This window comes from Pantoea sp. GbtcB22, assembly GCF_019091025.1.
In the GTDB taxonomy this organism is placed as follows: Bacteria; Pseudomonadota; Gammaproteobacteria; order Enterobacterales; family Enterobacteriaceae; genus Pantoea; species Pantoea leporis.
This window is the reverse complement of sequence record NZ_JAGXKB010000001.1, coordinates 958,590-977,308: the sequence shown is the minus strand read 5'-3', so window position 1 is coordinate 977,308 and position 18,719 is coordinate 958,590. Positions and strand designations below refer to the sequence as shown.

Below are 18,719 nucleotides of genomic sequence, written 5' to 3'. Positions count from 1 at the left end.
AAACAAAAACCGCACCGGAAGGTGCGGTTGCGCGGATTAATCTGTAAACGGAATCACCAATTGGCCCGGTTTCACTTCAATTCCTTTAGCAAGTTTCTTCGCCAGCGCTTCGCCTTTGCTGCGGTCTGCACTCAGCACATAAGCAGGTCTCTCATTAAAGTAGCGCTTCAGCGACTCATTGAGATACGGCGTGAGGGTTTTCATAATCGACGCCATTTTCTCTGGCTGCACCTGCGCATCGACAATCTCCATGTCATGCAGATAAATCGCGCCTTCCTGTGCGTTGTAAACCGGCTGCGCCTTCATCTTCAGCAGCATTTCGGCCTGCTGCGGACCAAACAGCGAGCTGACATTGATGTTGGCTTTACCCGAGAGCGTTATTTTGCCGGGTTCTTCACGGCCAATCTGGCTGTTGAGATCGCTCAGCACAATGTGCGCATTCACCAGCCCGGAAACGCCGATATCTTTTTCGAAGTTATTGCGCTTTTGCAGCGCCTGATTCACTTCCTGTTCGCTGATGGTGTATTGCGTCAATTGGTTACAGCCGCTGAGTAGCACGGCAAAAAGCAGAGCGAAAAGCCCGGTAAGCGCCTTTTTCATATTGTCCTCATCCTGATCGAAACGGCAAAACAGCGATAGCCTGCCTGAATCAGCGGCATGTGTCACCAGGAGAGAGATGAGAAGCGCCGCAGCGCCTCTCAGGGATGAAGATTATGCGGCGATGGAGGAGAGCAGATTAACCTGGGTTTGTTTCGCCATGTTGTCGCGATAATCGGCAACGCGACTTGGCCATTCAATGCCGTTGACCAGCGTTAAGGAGCGCAGCAGCGGGAAAAGATGAATATCATCTTCCGACAGTTCGCCATTTACCGCATTGGGTTTGACGATCAGCTTGTCGAGCTGACGCAGATCGTCGCTGATGTTTTTGATTAAGCCCGGCGCGTGTTTACGCAACTCGCTGAAATCGCCCACGCTGGCCTGCTTCTTCTCGCTGAAGTAGCTACGCGCTTCCGGCGTAGCGAATTCGGCGAAGGAGGCATCGGCGATGCGCGGCAGCAGCAGCTTATTGACGTAGCCATTCACGTGGCGCAGCCAGTCGCTGATCGCAGGGTTGCTTTTGCCATTAAGCAGCGGTTGGTGATCGTATTTATCTACCAGCCGCACAATATCCATACTTTCCGGTACAGCGCTGCCGTCGGCCTTTTGCAGAATCGGCGCCATTTTCTGGCCGATCAATTTTTTCGGCGTTTGCTCGTCGTCATTCAGCATAACGATGAGTTCTAATGGCAGATTTTTTAAGCCGAAAATCATGCGTGCTTTGACGCAGAAAGGGCAGTGATCGTAGATGTAGAGTTTCATCCCGTTTCTCCTGTGGTTCTAAGGGTGACAGAGGTCACCCTTTTTCCGGACGTGCGGGAAGTATGGAAGAGATCTTTGGCGGGGGCAAATTAGCTGCTGAAAATCGCTGGTGCCACCGAACGCGGCTGGAACTGCCACCAAAGCGCCAAAAGGGTGATCATGCCAACGCTGCTCAGCAGCATCCACGGCAGTTCCGGCAGCGCCCATTGCTGGCCCATATCGAACATCCAGCCGCCGCCGGAGTAGCCGATCAAACCGCCAATCGCGAGGCCGAGTCGGCTGAAGCCCATATAGCTGCCGCGCGCACGTGAACTGGCCAGCGAAGCGCTGAGCGTTTCTCGCGCCGGTTCCGCGATGATTGAGCCCAGATAAAAGAGGGCGATCAGCATAAACAGCGACGGCAGCGAATCGGTCATGCCAACCGGCAGCAGGCTGAACGTCATCAGGAACAAGCCGGCCATCAAACGCGTTTCGAGGCGGAAGCGTTTTTCGCTCCAGCGCGCCAGCGGATAGAGCAGGCTTAATGACAGCAGCGCTTCTATCGCGTACATCCACTTCACCGCAGCAGGCGCCCCGGCTACCTGATTCACCATCACCGGCAGCATCAACATCACCTGCACGGCGAGAATGTAGTAGCCGGTCAATGTCAGCACGTACAGGCGAAAACGCTTGTCCTGCCAGACGCGTTGCATCCCTTCACGCATCGCAATGCGTTCGGTTGAGATGCGCCACGCCGGTAACCAAACGGCGTTAAACAGCGCAGCAGTGACAAACACCGCCGCGCCAACCCAGCACACCAGACGGAAATCCCACGCCAGCAGCCAGCTACCAATCAGCGCGCCCAGCACGGCACCGGCGCTGTCTTGCATCATCAGCAGGGAGAAGAAGCGGCCGCGATCGCGTGCGCGTACCAGTTTCATAACCAGCGCGCTGCGTGGCGGATCAAACAGCGTGCCGCCAAGGCCGGAAAGCAAACAGGCAAACCACAGCAGCCAGGGTTCATGCGCCAGCGCCATGCAGGCAAAACCCGCCGCGCGCATCAGCATACCAGTGACGATCAGCGGACGCGCACCAAAACGGTCGGCAATCGCACCGCCGAAGATGCCGAATCCCTGCTGGACGAACTGGCGCAAGCCAAGCGCAATACCGACCATCAACGCGGCCCAGCCCAGCTGTTCGACAAAATGGATGGAAATGAGGGGAAACACCACGAAAAAGCCCATCACAACCAGCATGTTATCCACTAAAAGAAATGTTTTACCGAGGCGTCGTGCCCGCGCAACCCGAGACATGCTAATTCCTGAGCAAATGAGAGGAGATAAGAGACCAATTGGTCTATTTTCCGCCTGCTCAGCGGCGAAAAACAGCTTTCTCAGGATGATATTTTTTCATCGAATCCGCAGAAATATTAATCCTAAATCAGGATGAATCCTGAGGAACGCGTTCAAGGGTTTTACCGCAAGCGGGGTGACGGTTATAGTGAGGAGTATCGCCGCTGGCGTACATCTTTCTTAAGTTATGGATTTCAGGAGTCATGATGTTTGGCTATCGTTCTGCTGGCCCACGCGTGCGCCTCACTACCGATCGCTTAGTGGTGCGTTTAGTACACGAACGCGATGCCTGGCGATTAGCGGATTATTACGCTGAAAATCGTGCGTTTCTCAAGCCGTGGGAACCGGTGCGCGACGAGAGCCATTGTTATCCTTCGGGCTGGCAAGCGCGCCTCGGACTGATCGCCGACATGCATAAACAGGGCTCAGCCTACTATTTTGTGCTGATGGACCCGGAAGAGACCGAAGTGCGTGGTGTGGCGAATTACAGCAACGTGCTGCGCGGATCGTTTCACGCCTGCTATCTCGGCTATTCACTGGGCGAGAAGTGGCAAGGTCAGGGACTGATGTTTGAAGCGCTCACTACCACCCTTCGCTATATGCAACGCCAGCAACGTATTCACCGCATAATGGCTAATTATATGCCGCACAATCAGCGCAGTGGCGATCTGCTGGCGCGTCTTGGTTTTGAAAAAGAGGGTTACGCCAAAGATTACTTGCTGATCGATGGGCGCTGGCAGGATCATGTACTCACCGCGTTGACCTGCCGGGAGTGGACCCCGGATCGTCGTGGACAATAATAAGGGATCACCTCAATGAAAATGGCCTTATCCGCGCAGGCATTGCGCGTGATTGGATGCCTGCTGGAGAAGCAGGTCACCACGCCGGATCAATATCCGCTCTCCCTTAATGGCGTTGTCACCGCCTGTAATCAGAAATCTAACCGCGAACCGGTGCTCAATCTCAGCGAGATGGAGGTGCAAGCGCAGCTTGATGAGCTGGTGAAAAAGCATCTGGTGACCGCCAATAACGGCTTCGGTCAACGCGTCAGCAAGTATGAACAGCGCTTCTGCAATTCCGCTTTCGGCAATCTGCAGTTGAATAGCGCTGAAGTCGCCGTGCTGACGCTGCTGTTCCTGCGCGGTGCACAGACGCCGGGCGAACTGCGCACCCGCAGCGGTCGTCTGCATGAATTCAGCGATATGAATGAAGTCGAGCAGACGCTTATCGGTTTAAGCACGCGCGAGGATGGCCCAATGGTGGTGCGACTGGCGCGCGAACCGGGCAAACGTGAAAGCCGCTATATGCATCTTTTTGGTGGCGAAGTAGAGGAAGACGCGGCCAGCGCAGAAAGCGTCAGTGACAACGGCGATTTAACCGCGCGTGTCGCGCAACTTGAAGAAACGGTTGCTGAGTTGCAGTCGCAACTGCAACAGCTGCTGCAAAAGGAGCACTAATATGACATTGCGTATTGGCATTGTAGGATTGGGCGGTATCGCGCAGAAAGCATGGCTGCCGGTTTTATCGCAAGCCAGCGGCTGGCAATTAGCGGGTGCGTTTTCGCCCAATCAGGCAAAGGCGCAACCGATCTGCGATAGCTATCGCATACCTTATTTTGGTCAACTGGATGCGCTGGCCGCCGCCAGTGATGCGGTGTTTGTTCACAGCAGCACCGCCAGCCATTACGAAGTGGTTAAAGCGCTGCTGCTGGCGGGCAAAGATGTGTGCGTCGATAAACCGTTAGCCGAAACGCTGCAACAGGCCGAAGCGCTGGTGGCGCTGGCGGACAAGCAGAAGCGCAAGCTGATGGTGGCATTTAACCGCCGCTTTGCGCCGCGTTATCAGCAGCTGAAAAGTGACATGTCACGCGCCGCCTCGCTGCGCATTGAAAAGCACCGCGCGGATAGCGTGGGTCCACAGGATTTGCGTTTTACCCTGCTGGACGATTATCTGCACGTGGTGGACACCGCGCTGTGGCTGGCGGGCGGCAGCCTGACGCGCGAGTTAGGGCACATTGAGACCAATGATGATGGCGCGATGCTGTACGCCGAACACCATTTCTCCGCCGGATCGCTGCAAATCACCACCAGCATGCATCGTCGCGCCGGGACGCAACGCGAAGTCGTCAGCGCCATCTGCGACGGTGATTACATCGAAATTAACGAGATGCGCGACTGGCAGCAGGAAAACCGCGGCGGCATGGTGCGTGATGTGCCGCCCGCGTGGCAAAGCCACCTTACTCAGCGCGGTTTCAGCGGCGCAGCGCACCATTTCATTCAGTGTGTTGAAAATCAGACGATGCCTGAAACCAGTGGCGAACAGGCGCTGGCGGCGCAGCGTCTGGTGGAAAAATTGTGGCGCGATGCCGAACGTGAATAATTCCTTGTAACACTCAATGCTGGTCATTTCCCGCCGTGGCAGTAGACTATCGCCGGACATCACGGGATGTCCGCGCTAAGTCGCTCATTTCTCCGACACTTTTCAGGATGCGCCACTCAATATGAATTTGTTGAAATCGCTGGCTGCGGTCAGTTCGATGACCTTGTTTTCCCGCGTACTGGGCTTTGCCCGCGATGCCATTGTGGCGCGCGTTTTCGGCGCAGGAATGGCAACCGATGCCTTCTTTGTTGCCTTCAAACTGCCGAACCTGCTGCGCCGTATCTTCGCTGAAGGCGCGTTTTCTCAGGCGTTCGTGCCGATCCTCGCGGAATATAAAAGCAAGCAGGGTGAAGATGCCACGCGCGTGTTTGTCGCTTACGTCTCCGGATTACTGACGCTGGTGCTGGCGGTGGTGACCGTGTTAGGGATGATCGCTGCGCCCTGGGTTATTGTGGTGACGGCGCCAGGCTTTGCCGATACCGCCGATAAATTTGCCTTAACCAGCGCGCTGCTGCGCGTCACCTTTCCCTATATTTTGCTGATCTCGCTGGCCTCGCTGGCGGGCGCGATCCTCAATACCTGGAACCGGTTTTCCGTGCCGGCGTTTGCGCCGACGCTGCTGAACATCAGCATGATTGGTTTTGCTGTCTTCGCTGCGCCGCATTTTAATCCGCCGGTGATGGCGCTGGCGTGGGCCGTGGTGGTCGGCGGCGTGTTGCAGCTGTTCTATCAGCTGCCGCACCTGAAGAAGATTGGCATGCTGGTTTTACCGCGTTTGAATCTGCGCGATGCGGGCGTGTGGCGCGTAATGCGTCAAATGGGGCCGGCGATCCTCGGCGTGTCGGTGAGCCAGATTTCACTGATCATCAACACCATTTTCGCCTCCTTTTTGGTTTCCGGTTCGGTTTCGTGGATGTACTACGCCGATCGCCTGATGGAGTTTCCTTCCGGCGTGCTGGGCGTGGCTCTGGGCACCATTTTGCTGCCCTCGCTGGCGAAGAGTTTTGCCAGCGGTAATCAGGAAGAGTATTCACGGTTGATGGATTGGGGCCTGCGTCTATGCTTCCTGCTGGCGTTGCCGAGCGCAGTGGCGTTGGGCATTTTGTCCGGGCCGCTGACGGTCGCGCTGTTCCAGTACGGCAAGTTCACCGCGTTTGATGCCCTGATGACGCAGCGCGCGCTGATTGCCTATTCAGTGGGTTTGATGGGGCTGATCGTGGTGAAAGTGCTGGCACCCGGCTTCTATTCTCGTCAGGACATTAAAACTCCGGTGAAAATTGCCATCGTGACACTGATTGTGACGCAGCTGATGAACCTGGCGTTTATCGGCCCGCTCAAACATGCCGGTTTGTCGCTGTCGATCGGTCTGGCCGCTTGCCTGAATGCTGCGCTGCTGTACTGGCAACTGCGTAAGCAGGATATCTTCCAGCCGCAGCCTGGCTGGTTCAGTTTCCTGACCCGTTTGCTGATTGCCGTAGTGGTAATGGCCGCAGCGCTGTTTGGCATTCTGCAGGTGATGCCGGCATGGGAAGAGGGGCAGATGTGGTGGCGCCTGATTCGTCTGGCGGCGGTCTGCGCCATTGGCGGCGGCGCATACTTTGTGATGCTTGGTCTGCTCGGCTTCCGCCCGCGCGACTTCGCGCGACGCACGCTGGTTTAAAGGCCGCACTCTCTTAATGGACATGCAGCGTCTGCCGCTGCGTAAGGGCAATCCGCAGCGCTGAAGCGTAAACGGTGGGCCAGGAGAGACCCGCATGGATGCGGGGCTCAGTTCGGGCCGGGCAGGAAGCCCGATCCCGAACGGTACGTCGGCACAACGTTGAAGCTGAAGGTACCGCGTAAGCGGCGCGAGGACCGCCCGGCAGCGGCAGATGCTGTAGGTCCCGCACACAACAAAAAGGCCGCCATCCCAAAAGATAGCAGCCTCTTCAAACCCACTTTTTTCTACCCTTTACGACTCAGCGTCGCCTGACCTTTACCCAAACCATCCGGGCCGTAAAACGCCTGGGTTTGGTGGGGTCGCAACACCGCCAATGCTTCATTGGTGTAGCCGATTTGATGCTGCAACAAAATCCCGTTATGCGTATTGGCATCGCGCAAGCGGCGCGTGTGCTGCTGAATACGCATCCAGCGGCTTTCGCGATCGCTGTGATCACCATAGGGCGCCTGCGTGCCGAGCGTTTTCTCGGTGGTGCGGCGCATCTCGTCCAGATAATTCAACGTCGTCAGCAGCGCGCTTTTATCTTCAGAAATACGCTGCAGCAGGTTGCCATTGATCTGGCCGGCAGAAAGTTGCTGTTGTTCCTCATCCATTACCACCGCAAGGGATGTCAGCACGTCCTGCATTTTGTCTAAGGTGATCAGCAGATGGTCCATTGGGATTAGTTACCCTCTAAATACGCCTTGGTATCGGCGATCAGCGCGTCGGCGATCTTACCGGTATCCATTTTCAATTCGCCATTACGAATGGCCGTCTTCAGCTGCTCAACGCGCGCTGTATTAATATCTTTGCTGCCAGGCTGCATCAGTTGCGCCTGCGCGGTACTCAACTTCACTTCCGCACCGCTTTCGCTGGTGGTGCTGGCTGCGGGCGTCGCGCTCTGACGCACTTTGCTGCTGTTATCGTTATTGTCGCGTGTTTGAACAGTGCTAACCGGATTCGTAGGCTGCGTTCTGTCGATGCTCATGGTAAGGCTCCTGTAAGGTCAGTTGGGGGTCAGCCAACTGAGTCAGCATAGGGTAATGTCTTTGTTGATATCTCTATCGGCAGAACAACAGGGTTCTTTAACGCTTTATAGCGATATCAGAATATTCCCATCCGCGTCGACGCGACCACTGACAACCTGACCATTTCCCATCCTCACGCGCACCATTTGTGCCGCGCTGGCGTTGTTCAGCGCACGTCCTTCGCTGCTGGCATTAAACCCGTTTCCACTGGCGACTACCATCACATTTTGACCGGCTTTCACGCGCCACGGCTGACGTACCATGGTGGCGGTTACCGGCTGTCCTGGCGGGATATCGCGTAGTGCGATCGCATCGATGACGCCGCTGCTGTCCATCAATGCGCGTGCTGGCAGTTCATCGAGACGTCCGGTTGCCAGACGCACGTCCGTCGGGCTGAGATTGCTGCCGCGCGCCACCTGACGGCTCGCCACCAGATATTGCCCGGTGACCTGCACCTGAACCTGCAGGAAACGACGATTTTGGTCGCAGTTGGCGGCGATGCTGATGTTGCCCCACTGACGGCTATTGCCCGGTAGCTGCAGTTCAGGGGTTTCGCAGTTTGGCCACTGCGCCTGTGGCGTACGCACCACCACCGTCATGCCCGCGGCATGTTGTGGGTCGCGCGCTTTAAAAAATTGGGTCAACTGCGCGGTAAGGTCCGCAGCAGAGCTGGGTAGCGCCAGTGCCAGCAAAAGTGTGGCTAGCAAGGTGGAATATCTGCGCATAACGCCTCCTGACGAGAAGATGGCACTGAGTCTACGCCTCGCGCAAAAAAATCAATGTCAAAAATAGCCGTCATTTTTGCTGCTATTCAGACGATCACCCTTGCATTTGTCCACTTAAGCTGTCAGCTCGAAATTCTCATTCGCGGAGGAAGCATGCTCGACAAACTCGATGCCGCGCTGCGATTTGGTACTGAAGCGTTAAACCTACGTGCTCAGCGTCAGGAAATCCTGGCGTCAAACATTGCCAACGCCGATACCCCGGGCTACCAGGCGCGGGATATCGACTTTGCCAGTCAGCTGAGCAAGGTGATGCAAAACGGTCGCGCCGAAGGCAGCAGTCTGGCGCTGAATGTGACGTCCTCACGCCACATTGAAGCGCAAACCAACTCTCAGCCGTCACTGGATCTGCTGTACCGCATTCCCGATCAACCCGCCGCGGATGGCAACACCGTGGATATGGATCGCGAACGTACGCAGTTTGCTGATAACAGCCTGAAATACCAAACCGATCTCACCCTCATCAGTAGCCAGATCAAAGGCATGATGAGCGTTCTGCAGGGGCAATAAGCATGGCATTGCTGAATATCTTTGATATCGCCGGTTCTGCGATGACAGCGCAATCACAGCGCCTCAACGTCAGCGCCAGTAACCTGGCCAACGCCGACAGCGTGACCGGCCCAGATGGCCAGCCTTACGTGGCGAAGCAGGTGATTTTCCAGACCGACGCCGCACAAGGTGCAGCCACCGGTGGCGTGAAGGTCGCTGGCGTGGTGAACGATCCTACCCCGGCAAAACTGGTGTACGACCCGGGCAATCCGCTGGCGGATCAGAAGGGCTACGTCAAGATGCCAAACGTTGATGTGGTGTCCGAAACCGTTAACACCATGTCCGCGTCGCGCAGCTACCAGGCCAACGTTGAAGTGCTGAACACGGTGAAGTCAATGATGATGAAAACTCTCACTATCGGTCAGTAACGGAGAACGAATATGAGCGTAGCAGTAGGAATTAAAGACAGTCTGGACCCAACGGTACTGACCTCCAGTAGCGCTTCGAGCGGTAACTCTTCCGCCGACCTGCAGAATCAGTTCCTGAACATGCTGGTGGCGCAGCTGAAAAACCAGGATCCCACTAATCCTATGGATAACAGCCAGCTCACCACGCAGTTGGCACAGATCAACACCCTGAGCGGTATTGAAAAGCTGAATACCACGCTGGGATCTATCTCCGGCCAGATCACTACCAGCCAGTCGCTGCAGAGTTCAACGCTGATTGGTCACGGTGTGATGGTCAATGGTTCGCAGGTATTGGTGGGCAGCGGTACGACTACGCCGTTTGGCATTGAGCTGGCGACAGCGTCCACGGCCACCAGTGTCACGATTAAAGACAGTAACGGCGCCACGGTCCGCACCATTGACCTCGGCAAACTGAGCTCTGGCGTCCACACCTTCTCGTGGGACGGCAAGCTGGATGACGGTTCTACCGCCGCGGATGGCAAATATTCTGTTTCGCTGGCCGCCAGCAATGGCAGCACGCAACTGGTGGCGCAGCCGCTGAACTATGCCTACGTCAATGGCGTCAGCACCACTGATGGCACCACAAAACTGGATCTCGGCACCATGGGCTCCGCAACCCTCGATGAAATTCGTCAGATTCTCTGATTAACCTTTTAGCAGGAGAGATTACATGTCTTTTTCACAAGCGGTGAGCGGCCTCAATGCTGCCTCCAGCAATCTGGATGTGATTGGTAACAACATCGCCAACTCCGCCACAGCCGGTTTTAAATCCAGCACCATTGCTTTTGCCGATATGTTTGCCGGCTCTAACGTGGGTTTGGGTACCAAAGTTGCCGCCGTCATTCAGGACTTTGGTGATGGAAGTACAACGTCAACCAGTCGTGGACTGGATGTGGCACTGAGCGGCAACGGTTTCTTCCGCATGACCGACGCCAGCGGCGGCGTGTTCTATTCCCGTAACGGCCAGTTCACGCTGGATGCCAACCGTAACCTGGTGAACACCCAGGGTCTGAATGTCACCGGCTATCCGGCCAGCGGCACACCGCCAACCATTCAGACCGGTGCCAACCCAGTGGCGCTGAGTATTCCAACCACGCAGATGGGGGCACGTGCAACAACAACTGCTACCCAGGTTGCCAACCTGAACTCCACCAGCACCACCCCGACCGTCACCCCGTTTGATAAGTCCAACGTTGATAGCTACAACGCGAAAACCACCATGACGGTGTACGACACGCAGGGTAACGATCACCAGTTAGACATGTACTACATCAAAACGGCGGATAACACCTGGACCGTGCATATGGTTGACTCCACCACCGGTAATGAAGTTGGTAATACTGCGGGCGGTGACAACCTGGGCTACCAGATGAAGTTTGATGCCAACGGTAAACTGACCGGCGTATCAAAAATGATTGACGATCCGGCCAATCCAGGCACTGCGATTCCGGATACCACGACCACCAGCGCTTCCCTGGCAAACCTGGTTGTGGACGGCACCAACGGGGCGAATGGCATGAACATCAGCCTGAGCATGTTGGGTAGCCTGCAGCAAAACACCGGTGCGACCACTTTTGGTAACCCAACGCAAGACGGTTATCAGCCTGGCGATCTGACCAGCTACACCATCAATGATGACGGCACCATTACCGGCACTTACTCCAACCAGAAAACCCAACTTCTGGGACAAATTGTCTTGTCGAGTTTCTCTAACCCGGAAGGTCTGAAGTCTGAAGGTGACAACGTCTGGTCTGCCACCAGCTCATCAGGTCAGGCCGCAACTGGTCTGGCAGGCACCGGTACTTACGGCAACCTGACTTCAGGTGCGCTGGAAGCGTCCAACGTCGATATGAGCAAAGAGCTGGTGAACATGATCGTTGCGCAGCGTAACTATCAGGCCAACAGCCAGACCATTAAAACTCAGGACCAGATTCTTAACACCCTGGTTAACTTACGTTAATTCGCTAACGGGATTGCTTTATGGATCACGCAATATATACCGCCATGGGCGCGGCCAGTCAGACGTTGGATCAGCAGTCGGTAACGGCCAGCAACCTCGCCAACGCCTCAACGCCGGGCTTTCGTGCTCAGCTCAACGCGTTGCGCGCGGTGCCGGTCAGCGGCTGGTCGCTGCCGACGCGTACGCTGGTTGCCGCTTCCACGCCGGGCGCCGATATGTCACCGGGCTCGATGGACAACACCGGCCGCACGCTGGATGTGGGCGTTGCGCAGGACGGCTGGTTGGCAGTGCGTGCCGCTGACGGTACCGAAGCTTATACCCGCAACGGCAATATGCAGATCAGCGCGACCGGTATTTTGACTATTCAGGGCAATCCCGTAATGGGCGATGGGGGTCCGATCGCCATCCCGCAAGGCGCTGAATTGACCATCGCGGCAGACGGGACCATCACCTCGCGTAACGCCGGTGATGCACCCAATGCCACGGTGCAGATTGGTCGCCTGAAGCTGGTGCGCGCCACCGGTAAAGAGATGCAGCGCGGTGATGACGGCATGTTCCGTCCTAATCAGCAAACCCAGGCGACGCGCGGCGCTGCGCTGGCAAATGATGCCACCATGACGGTGATGCCCGGCGTGCTGGAAGGCAGTAACGTCAAGCCGGTGGAAACCATGGTCGATATGATCGCCAACGCCCGACGTTTTGAGATGCAGATGAAAGTGATCTCCAACGTCGATGAAAACGAACAAAAAGCTAACAGCTTGCTCAACATGAGCAGCTAAGGCGTAAGGAAAACACCATGATTCGTTCTTTATGGATCGCCAAAACCGGTCTTGACGCTCAGCAAACCAACATGGACGTCATCTCCAACAACCTCGCGAACGTAAGCACCAACGGCTTTAAACGTTCGCGCGCGGTATTCGAAGATTTGATGTACCAAACCCTGCGTCAGCCGGGCACGCAGTCGTCAGAGCAAACCACGCTGCCGTCTGGTTTGCAGATCGGTACCGGTGTGCGTCCTGTCACCACTGAACGTCTGCATCAGCAGGGTAACCTGTCGCAGACCAGCAACTCAAAAGACGTGGCGATCAACGGCCAGGGTTATTTCGAAGTGCAGATGCCGGACGGCACCTCGGCGTATACCCGTGATGGTTCATTCCAGGTTGACCAGAACGGTCAGCTGGTGACTAACGCCGGTTATCCGGTACAGCCAGGCATCACTATTCCGGCCAACGCCACCAGCATCACGATCTCGCGCGATGGCGTGGTGAGCGTGACGCAGCAGGGCCAGACCAATCCGGCGCAGGTCGGTCAGCTGACGCTGAGCACCTTCATGAACGATGCGGGCCTGAACAGCCAGGGTGAAAACCTCTATCAGGAGACGCAGGCATCCGGTGCGGCGACGCAGAGTACGCCAGGCCAGAACGGCGCGGGTCTGCTGTATCAGGGTTATGTCGAAACCTCGAACGTCAACGTGGCGGAAGAGCTGGTCACCATGATTCAGACGCAGCGCGCCTACGAGATCAACAGTAAAGCGATCAGCACCTCCGATCAGATGCTGGCGAAGTTAACCCAGCTGTAATGCTGGTGTCGTTGGGCCAGCTCCGCTGGCCTGATTAAGCAACATGAAGAAGGTCAAAAAGTGGCGAAGCAAGTGATTCTCAAGCCTGGTCATTGGTTGGTAGCCACGCTGCTACTCACGCTTAACGGTTGTGCGCTGGTACCGCGCACACCACTGGTACAGGGATCGACTACGGCAGAGCCGACGCCATCCGCACCGCCGGTGGTGAACGGTTCCATTTTTCAGGGCGTCGCACCGCTGAACTACGGCTATCAGCCGCTGTTTGAGGATCGTCGTCCACGCAACATTGGCGATACATTGACGATCACCTTGCAGGAAAACGTCAGCGCCAGCAAAAGTTCTTCGGCCAATGCCAGCCGCGATGGCAGCAACAGTTTTGGTGTGACGGGTGTGCCAACCGGCCTGAGCGGTCTGGTGGGTGCTGGTGGCGAAAAAGCCACGCTGGATGCCAATGGCAAAAATGACTTCGCCGGTAAAGGTGGCGCGACGGCCAACAACACCTTTACGGGCACCATCACCGTCACCGTCAATCAGGTGTTGTCGAACGGCAACCTGCGCGTGGTGGGTGAGAAACAGATCGAAATTAACCAGGGCACCGAATTTATCCGGTTCTCGGGCGTGGTTAACCCACGCACCATCAGCGCCAGCAACGCGGTGCTGTCAACGCAGGTGGCCGATGCACGTATTGAGTACGTCGGAAATGGTTATATCAATGAAGCGCAGACGATGGGCTGGTTCCAGCGTTTCTTCCTGAACGTCTCGCCGATGTAAGAGGTAGTAACAATGAATATGACGACTCTGCTCCGCCTGAGCCTTGGCATGCTGCTCGGTTTCAGCTTACTGGCGCATGCTGACCGCATCCGCGATTTGACCTCCGTGCAGGGCGTGCGCGACAACCAGCTGATCGGTTACGGTTTGGTGGTGGGCCTTGATGGTACCGGTGACCAGACCACCCAAACGCCGTTCACCACCCAAACCGTGAGCAACATGCTCTCCCAGCTCGGCATTACTGTGCCGGCTGGCACCAATATGCAGCTGAAAAACGTAGCGGCCGTGATGGTGACCGCCAAGCTGCCAACCTTTGCGCGTCAGGGGCAAACCGTTGATGTGGTGGTTTCTTCGCTGGGTAACGCCAAGAGTTTGCGCGGCGGTACGCTGCTGATGACGCCGATGAAAGGCGTCGATAACCAGGTTTATGCGCTGGCGCAGGGTAACATTCTGGTCGGCGGTGCCGGCGCTTCTGCCGGTGGCAGCAGCGTGCAGGTTAACCAGCTGAACGGTGGCCGCATTACCGGCGGTGCCACGGTAGAGCGTGAACTGCAGAGCAACTTTGGTAGCCAGAACACCATTAACCTGCAGCTGAATAACGAAGACTTCAGCATGGCGCAGCGCATTGCCGACGCCATCAACAGCCGTGGGATTGGTTCGGCGCAGCCGCTGGATGCCCGTACCGTGCAGATTCGCGTCTCGCCGAATAACAGTTCTCAGGTGCGTCTGCTGGCCGAAATTCAGAACCTTGATGTTGCGGTGCCGCTCGAAGATGCCAAGGTGATTATCAACTCACGTACCGGTTCGGTGGTGATGAACCGCGAAGTGACGCTGAACACCTGTGCGGTGGCGCAGGGCAATCTGTCGGTTACCGTCAATCAGCAGCAGAACGTCAGTCAGCCGGATACGCCGTTGGCGGGTGGGCAGACTGTGACCACCAACAATACCCAGATCGATCTGCGTCAGAGTGGCGGCGCGCTGCAACGGGTTAACGCCAGCGCCAACCTCAATAACGTGGTGCGTGCGCTGAATGCGCTGGGTGCGTCACCGATTGAGCTGATGTCGATTTTGCAATCGATGGAAAGCGCAGGCTGCTTGCGCGCCAAACTGGAAATTATCTGATGAACGATACGCAATCGCTGGTGAATGCGGCGTACGACAGCCGCTCGCTGAACGACCTGAAACGCGAAGCCGCCGCCGACCCGAAAGGGAAGGCGATGCAGGTGGCCAAACAGGTGGAAGGGATGTTCGTGCAGATGATGATGAAAAGCATGCGTGCAGCGCTGCCGCAGGATGGCCTGCTGAGCAACGATCAGACGCGGCTTTTCACCTCGATGTACGATCAGCAGATTGCGCAGGACATCGGCAAACGTGGTCTCGGCATGGCCGATATCATTGTTAAGCAGATGCAGCCCGCTCAGGAGCCGGACGAAACCGCCGGTACGGTGCCGATGAAGCTGGATAACAGCTTCATCTATAGCAACCTGCCGTCGAATCAGCTGGAGCAGATGGTGCGTAAAGCGGTGCCGCGTTTGCCGGTCTCGCCCAGCAGTTTGCCGAGCGACAGCAACGACTTTATCGCACAGCTGGCGCAGCCGGCGCAGGTCGCCAGCCAGCAGAGCGGTATTCCGCATCACCTGATTCTGGCGCAGGCCGCGCTGGAATCCGGCTGGGGCCAGCGACAGATTCTGACGCGTGACGGCAAGCCGAGTTACAACGTGTTTGGCATCAAGGCGAGCGGCGACTGGAAGGGCGAAACCACCGATATCATGACCACCGAATACGAAGGCGGGGCAGCGAAAAAAGTGCGCGCCAGTTTCCGTGTGTATGGTTCCTATATGGAAGCGCTCAGCGATTACGTCAAACTGCTGTCCAATAATCCTCGTTATGCCGCCGTTGCCAACGCACCGAGTGCCGAGCAGGGCGCGCGTGCCTTGCAGGCCGCCGGTTACGCCACCGATCCAAAGTATGCGCAGAAACTGGTGGGAATGATCCAGCAATTCAAAAACATGGGCGAAAAAGTGGTGAAGGCGTACAGCAACGACATCACCGATTTGTTCTGATTTTTGCTCTCAAGTTTCACTTAAGCACGCCGATAACAATCACATGCCGCGGGCGTTCTCGTCCGCGCAATCGCACTGATGACTGCCAGCCCGGTTAACGGGAAATTAAGGAACCGAGATGTCCAGCATAATTAACTCAGCGATGAGTGGGCTGAGCGCCGCACAGGCTGCATTAAGCACCACCAGTAACAACATCAGTAATTACACGGTAGCGGGCTATTCGCGTCAGACGGCGATTTTGTCGCAGTCGAACAGCACCTTGCAGGGCAACAGCTATTACGGCAACGGTGTCACGCTCTCCGGCGTACAGCGTGAGTATGACGAGTTCATCACCGCCCAACTGCGCGGCTCCAGCGCCAACTACAGCGCGGTGAACACGCAATACAACCAAATTTCCAACATTGACGATCTGCTGTCGACGTCGACCACCAGCTTGTCGACCTCAATCCAAAGCTTCTTCACCAACGTGCAGAACGTGGTGAGTAACGCCAACGACCCGTCGGCGCGTCAGTCAATGCTGAGCTACGCCCAAGGCCTGGTGAACCAATTCCAGACCACCGCGCAATATCTCAACAATATGCAAAATAGCGTTAACACGGATATTGCCTCGAACGTCGATCAGATCAACACCTTCACCAGCCAGATTGCCGACCTGAACAGCCAGATCGCCAAGCTGACCACCGGCGGTGGCGCGGCGCCGAACAATTTGCTGGATCAGCGCGATCAGCTGGTGAATAGCCTGAACAATGTGGTGGGCGTGAACGTATCCCAGCAGGACGGCAGCTATATTGTCTCGATGGGCAGTGTGACGTTGGTGAATGGTAAAAACTCCACCAGCTTAGTGGCGATGCCGTCCAGCAGCGATTCAACACGTACCACTGTCGGTTATGTCGATAAGCAGGCAGGTAACGTTGAGATCCCTGAGAAGACGCTAACCACCGGTTCACTCGGCGGTTTGCTGGCGTTCCGCACCCAGGATCTGGATACCGCGCAAAATCAGCTCGGCCAGTTAGCGGCAGCGTTCACCACCAGCTTCAATACCGTGCACAGCGAAGGTTATGACAGCAACGGCGACCAGGGGGGCAACTTCTTTAATATCGGTTCGCCAACCGTAGTGGGTAACAGCAAAAATACCTCAGCGGCTACCGTTACGGCGGCATGGTCAGACACCAGCGCGATGAAAGCCTCTAACTACACCGTAAGTTATGATGGCAGCAACTGGTCGGTGACCCGCATGTCCGACAACGTGAAGTTTAGCGTTACGCCAGATGCGACCGACGGCACCCTCAACTTTGATGGCCTGAAACTGACGGTGAGCACCTCACCCGCGCCTAACGCGAAAGACAGTTTCCTGGTCAAACCGGTCCAGAACGTCATTGCGGGCATGTCGGTCGCGATCACCGATGAGTCGCAAATTGCTGCGGCATCCAGCGCAACCAGCGGTGAAAGTGATAATACAAACGCGCAAAAACTGCTGGCTTTGCAAGATGAAAAGTTAGTGAACGGTAATGCGACGATCTCGCAAGCTTACGCCAGCCTGGTCAGTACAGTAGGTAATAAAACTAGCACCCTTGAAACCGCCAGTACCACGCAGAAGAATGTGGTTACTCAGCTTAGTGACCGTCAGCAGTCAGTGTCCGGCGTGAACCTTGATGAAGAGTATGCCAACCTTACCAGGTACCAGCAGTTTTATATGGCGAATGCGCAGGTTCTGCAAACAGCAAATACTATTTTTAATGCCTTGATGGGCATTCGTGGCTAATTGGAGAAATCATAACCATGAGACTTAGCACGAGTATGATCTTCGACCAGCAGGTGCGCGGCATTAGCGATGCGCAATCTTCTTGGTTAAAAGTTGGAACACAGCTTTCTACTGGACGTCGTGTTAGCAACCCGTCTGACGATCCGATTGCAGCATCGCGTTCCATCGTGTTGTCACAATCGCAGGCTAAAAGCAGCCAATATGCGACGGCGCGTAGCTTCGCAAATCAAAGTTTGTCGCTGGAGGAGAATTCACTGTCCAGCGTGACGTCAAGTATTACCAAAGCGCAGGAAATTATTGTTGCCGCATCCACCGGCACACTCAGCGATGATGATCGTGCGTCGTATGCCACTCAGTTGCAGGGAATTCGTGATGAGATCCTGAACCAGGCTAACAGTAAAGACGGCTCCGGGCGTTACATTTTTGCTGGTTACAAAACCGATGTTGCGCCGTTCTCTGATACTGCTGGTGGCGTTACGTATGTCGGTGGGACGGAAGCTATTACTCAGAAAGTTGATGAAAGCCGCACTATGTCTGTGAGCGATACGGGAAGCTCGGTGTTTATGGCCATCACCAGCAATGCTAAACCTGAACCGGATGGAACGCCGAGTGAAAAAAGTCTTTTTGCAATGCTTGATGGTGCGATTGCCGCGCTGAAAATACCGCAAGAGAATGCTGATGCTGCTACTACACAGTCTTTTACCGACGCGATGAATAAAACGAACCGTGGATTAAGTAACTCATTAAATAATGTGCTTACGGTGCGTTCTGCAATTGGAACTCAAATGGCCGAGTTGGATACGCTGGATGGTCAAGGCGATGATCGAGATTTGATTCTTAGTTCGCAAATGAGCGACCTGGTTGATGTCGATTACACCGCGGCTATTTCCAGCTACACCATGCAACAGACGGCACTGCAAGCTTCGTATAAGACCTTTACCGATATGTCGCAGATGTCGCTGTTCCAACTCAATTCTTAATTAGCCTAAACCTTTGAGCGTACTTTAACCGGGTGCGCTTAGCTTCTCCCACCTCCCTTTGGGGGTGTGGGAT

21 protein-coding genes are annotated in these 18,719 nt (G+C 55.8%); 15 read left to right on the top strand and 6 right to left on the bottom strand.

All coding sequences use genetic code 11. The features are described 5' to 3' along the window. Positions 1-36 precede the first annotated feature (36 nt). The 3 genes from KVT28_RS04595 to mdtH all read right to left on the bottom strand — a co-directional run bounded on the left by KVT28_RS04595 (position 37) and on the right by mdtH (position 2,651). Positions 37-600, bottom strand: coding sequence for a lipoprotein (locus KVT28_RS04595; protein ID WP_101760859.1), 564 nt, complete (start codon positions 598-600; stop codon positions 37-39). A 111-nt stretch (positions 601-711) separates the two neighbouring features. Beyond that, positions 712-1,359 carry a glutaredoxin 2 gene (gene grxB / locus KVT28_RS04590; RefSeq protein WP_192234315.1) on the bottom strand — a complete coding sequence of 216 codons (648 nt, stop codon included), beginning with the start codon at positions 1,357-1,359 and terminating at the stop codon, positions 712-714. 89 nt (positions 1,360-1,448) lie between these two features. Beyond that, the gene (gene mdtH, locus KVT28_RS04585) at positions 1,449-2,651 is read right to left on the bottom strand and encodes a multidrug efflux MFS transporter MdtH (RefSeq protein WP_101760857.1); all 1,203 of its coding nucleotides are present in this window, start codon (positions 2,649-2,651) and stop codon (positions 1,449-1,451) included. Between the two features lie 245 nt (positions 2,652-2,896). On the opposite strand from mdtH, the gene rimJ reads away from it, so the two are divergent. The 4 genes from rimJ (at position 2,897) to murJ (ending at position 6,729) form a co-directional block, all read left to right on the top strand. Continuing rightward, positions 2,897-3,490 carry a ribosomal protein S5-alanine N-acetyltransferase gene (gene rimJ, locus KVT28_RS04580; protein ID WP_101760856.1) on the top strand — a complete coding sequence of 198 codons (594 nt, stop codon included), beginning with the start codon at positions 2,897-2,899 and terminating at the stop codon, positions 3,488-3,490. A 15-nt stretch (positions 3,491-3,505) separates the two neighbouring features. Next, on the top strand, positions 3,506-4,147 hold the full coding sequence (locus tag KVT28_RS04575; protein ID WP_101760855.1) for a DUF480 domain-containing protein: 642 nt from the start codon (positions 3,506-3,508) through the stop codon (positions 4,145-4,147). A gap of 1 nt (position 4,148) precedes the next feature. Then, on the top strand, positions 4,149-5,069 hold the full coding sequence (locus KVT28_RS04570) for a Gfo/Idh/MocA family protein (RefSeq protein WP_101760854.1): 921 nt from the start codon (positions 4,149-4,151) through the stop codon (positions 5,067-5,069). A gap of 121 nt (positions 5,070-5,190) precedes the next feature. After that, positions 5,191-6,729 (top strand): murein biosynthesis integral membrane protein MurJ, encoded by a 1,539-nt coding sequence (murJ, locus tag KVT28_RS04565; protein ID WP_101760853.1) that lies wholly within the window; start codon positions 5,191-5,193, stop codon positions 6,727-6,729. A 284-nt stretch (positions 6,730-7,013) separates the two neighbouring features. Here the strand turns inward: murJ and flgN are convergent, their stop codons facing one another. The 3 genes from flgN to flgA form a co-directional block, all read right to left on the bottom strand. Beyond that, complete coding sequence (flgN, locus tag KVT28_RS04560; protein ID WP_101760852.1) at positions 7,014-7,445, bottom strand: flagellar export chaperone FlgN; 432 nt, start codon at positions 7,443-7,445, stop codon at positions 7,014-7,016. A gap of 5 nt (positions 7,446-7,450) precedes the next feature. Beyond that, on the bottom strand, positions 7,451-7,756 hold the full coding sequence (gene flgM, locus KVT28_RS04555) for a flagellar biosynthesis anti-sigma factor FlgM (RefSeq protein WP_101760851.1): 306 nt from the start codon (positions 7,754-7,756) through the stop codon (positions 7,451-7,453). A gap of 105 nt (positions 7,757-7,861) precedes the next feature. Beyond that, a complete protein-coding gene (gene flgA, locus KVT28_RS04550) occupies positions 7,862-8,521 on the bottom strand; it encodes a flagellar basal body P-ring formation chaperone FlgA (protein ID WP_101760850.1) in 660 nt (219 codons plus the stop codon). Positions 8,522-8,674: 153 nt separating this feature from the next. Between flgA and flgB the strand changes: the two genes are divergently transcribed. From flgB to flgL, 11 genes are all read left to right on the top strand, one after another. Continuing rightward, complete coding sequence (gene flgB, locus KVT28_RS04545) at positions 8,675-9,088, top strand: flagellar basal body rod protein FlgB (protein WP_008103091.1); 414 nt, start codon at positions 8,675-8,677, stop codon at positions 9,086-9,088. Between the two features lie 2 nt (positions 9,089-9,090). Continuing rightward, positions 9,091-9,495, top strand: a complete 405-nt coding sequence (gene flgC, locus KVT28_RS04540; RefSeq protein ID WP_064740862.1) for a flagellar basal body rod protein FlgC — start codon at positions 9,091-9,093, stop codon at positions 9,493-9,495. A gap of 12 nt (positions 9,496-9,507) precedes the next feature. Continuing rightward, on the top strand, positions 9,508-10,179 hold the full coding sequence (flgD, locus tag KVT28_RS04535; RefSeq protein WP_110865917.1) for a flagellar hook assembly protein FlgD: 672 nt from the start codon (positions 9,508-9,510) through the stop codon (positions 10,177-10,179). 25 nt (positions 10,180-10,204) lie between these two features. Beyond that, the gene (gene flgE / locus KVT28_RS04530; RefSeq protein WP_217546982.1) at positions 10,205-11,494 is read left to right on the top strand and encodes a flagellar hook protein FlgE; all 1,290 of its coding nucleotides are present in this window, start codon (positions 10,205-10,207) and stop codon (positions 11,492-11,494) included. Between the two features lie 20 nt (positions 11,495-11,514). Beyond that, on the top strand, positions 11,515-12,273 hold the full coding sequence (locus KVT28_RS04525; protein ID WP_101760847.1) for a flagellar basal body rod protein FlgF: 759 nt from the start codon (positions 11,515-11,517) through the stop codon (positions 12,271-12,273). 17 nt (positions 12,274-12,290) lie between these two features. Next, a complete protein-coding gene (flgG, locus tag KVT28_RS04520) occupies positions 12,291-13,073 on the top strand; it encodes a flagellar basal-body rod protein FlgG (protein ID WP_007885801.1) in 783 nt (260 codons plus the stop codon). A gap of 60 nt (positions 13,074-13,133) precedes the next feature. Next, positions 13,134-13,844: a flagellar basal body L-ring protein FlgH gene (locus KVT28_RS04515; RefSeq protein WP_097094260.1), complete on the top strand. Its 711-nt coding sequence runs from the start codon at positions 13,134-13,136 to the stop codon at positions 13,842-13,844. A gap of 12 nt (positions 13,845-13,856) precedes the next feature. Next, complete coding sequence (locus KVT28_RS04510) at positions 13,857-14,963, top strand: flagellar basal body P-ring protein FlgI (RefSeq protein WP_101760846.1); 1,107 nt, start codon at positions 13,857-13,859, stop codon at positions 14,961-14,963. Continuing rightward, positions 14,963-15,904 (top strand): flagellar assembly peptidoglycan hydrolase FlgJ, encoded by a 942-nt coding sequence (flgJ, locus tag KVT28_RS04505; RefSeq protein WP_192413667.1) that lies wholly within the window; start codon positions 14,963-14,965, stop codon positions 15,902-15,904. Before KVT28_RS04510 ends, flgJ begins: the two co-directional genes overlap by 1 nt. A 118-nt stretch (positions 15,905-16,022) precedes the next feature. Then, complete coding sequence (gene flgK / locus KVT28_RS04500; RefSeq protein WP_101760844.1) at positions 16,023-17,666, top strand: flagellar hook-associated protein FlgK; 1,644 nt, start codon at positions 16,023-16,025, stop codon at positions 17,664-17,666. Between the two features lie 17 nt (positions 17,667-17,683). Continuing rightward, positions 17,684-18,646 (top strand): flagellar hook-associated protein FlgL, encoded by a 963-nt coding sequence (flgL, locus tag KVT28_RS04495; RefSeq protein WP_101760843.1) that lies wholly within the window; start codon positions 17,684-17,686, stop codon positions 18,644-18,646. Positions 18,647-18,719: the final 73 nt, after the last annotated feature.

Excerpts from the sequence above, each read along its gene's own strand:
- KVT28_RS04595 (WP_101760859.1), bottom strand. The coding sequence starts at position 600 with ATGAAAAAGGCGCTTACCGGGCTTTTCGCTCTGCTTTTTGCCGTGCTA.
- grxB (WP_192234315.1), bottom strand. The coding sequence starts at position 1,359 with ATGAAACTCTACATCTACGATCACTGCCCTTTCTGCGTCAAAGCACGC.
- mdtH (WP_101760857.1), bottom strand. The coding sequence starts at position 2,651 with ATGTCTCGGGTTGCGCGGGCACGACGCCTCGGTAAAACATTTCTTTTA.
- rimJ (WP_101760856.1), top strand. The coding sequence starts at position 2,897 with ATGTTTGGCTATCGTTCTGCTGGCCCACGCGTGCGCCTCACTACCGAT.
- KVT28_RS04575 (WP_101760855.1), top strand. The coding sequence starts at position 3,506 with ATGAAAATGGCCTTATCCGCGCAGGCATTGCGCGTGATTGGATGCCTG.
- KVT28_RS04570 (WP_101760854.1), top strand. The coding sequence starts at position 4,149 with ATGACATTGCGTATTGGCATTGTAGGATTGGGCGGTATCGCGCAGAAA.
- murJ (WP_101760853.1), top strand. The coding sequence starts at position 5,191 with ATGAATTTGTTGAAATCGCTGGCTGCGGTCAGTTCGATGACCTTGTTT.
- flgN (WP_101760852.1), bottom strand. The coding sequence starts at position 7,445 with ATGGACCATCTGCTGATCACCTTAGACAAAATGCAGGACGTGCTGACA.
- flgM (WP_101760851.1), bottom strand. The coding sequence starts at position 7,756 with ATGAGCATCGACAGAACGCAGCCTACGAATCCGGTTAGCACTGTTCAA.
- flgA (WP_101760850.1), bottom strand. The coding sequence starts at position 8,521 with ATGCGCAGATATTCCACCTTGCTAGCCACACTTTTGCTGGCACTGGCG.
- flgB (WP_008103091.1), top strand. The coding sequence starts at position 8,675 with ATGCTCGACAAACTCGATGCCGCGCTGCGATTTGGTACTGAAGCGTTA.
- flgC (WP_064740862.1), top strand. The coding sequence starts at position 9,091 with ATGGCATTGCTGAATATCTTTGATATCGCCGGTTCTGCGATGACAGCG.
- flgD (WP_110865917.1), top strand. The coding sequence starts at position 9,508 with ATGAGCGTAGCAGTAGGAATTAAAGACAGTCTGGACCCAACGGTACTG.
- flgE (WP_217546982.1), top strand. The coding sequence starts at position 10,205 with ATGTCTTTTTCACAAGCGGTGAGCGGCCTCAATGCTGCCTCCAGCAAT.
- KVT28_RS04525 (WP_101760847.1), top strand. The coding sequence starts at position 11,515 with ATGGATCACGCAATATATACCGCCATGGGCGCGGCCAGTCAGACGTTG.
- flgG (WP_007885801.1), top strand. The coding sequence starts at position 12,291 with ATGATTCGTTCTTTATGGATCGCCAAAACCGGTCTTGACGCTCAGCAA.
- KVT28_RS04510 (WP_101760846.1), top strand. The coding sequence starts at position 13,857 with ATGAATATGACGACTCTGCTCCGCCTGAGCCTTGGCATGCTGCTCGGT.
- flgJ (WP_192413667.1), top strand. The coding sequence starts at position 14,963 with ATGAACGATACGCAATCGCTGGTGAATGCGGCGTACGACAGCCGCTCG.
- flgK (WP_101760844.1), top strand. The coding sequence starts at position 16,023 with ATGTCCAGCATAATTAACTCAGCGATGAGTGGGCTGAGCGCCGCACAG.
- flgL (WP_101760843.1), top strand. The coding sequence starts at position 17,684 with ATGAGACTTAGCACGAGTATGATCTTCGACCAGCAGGTGCGCGGCATT.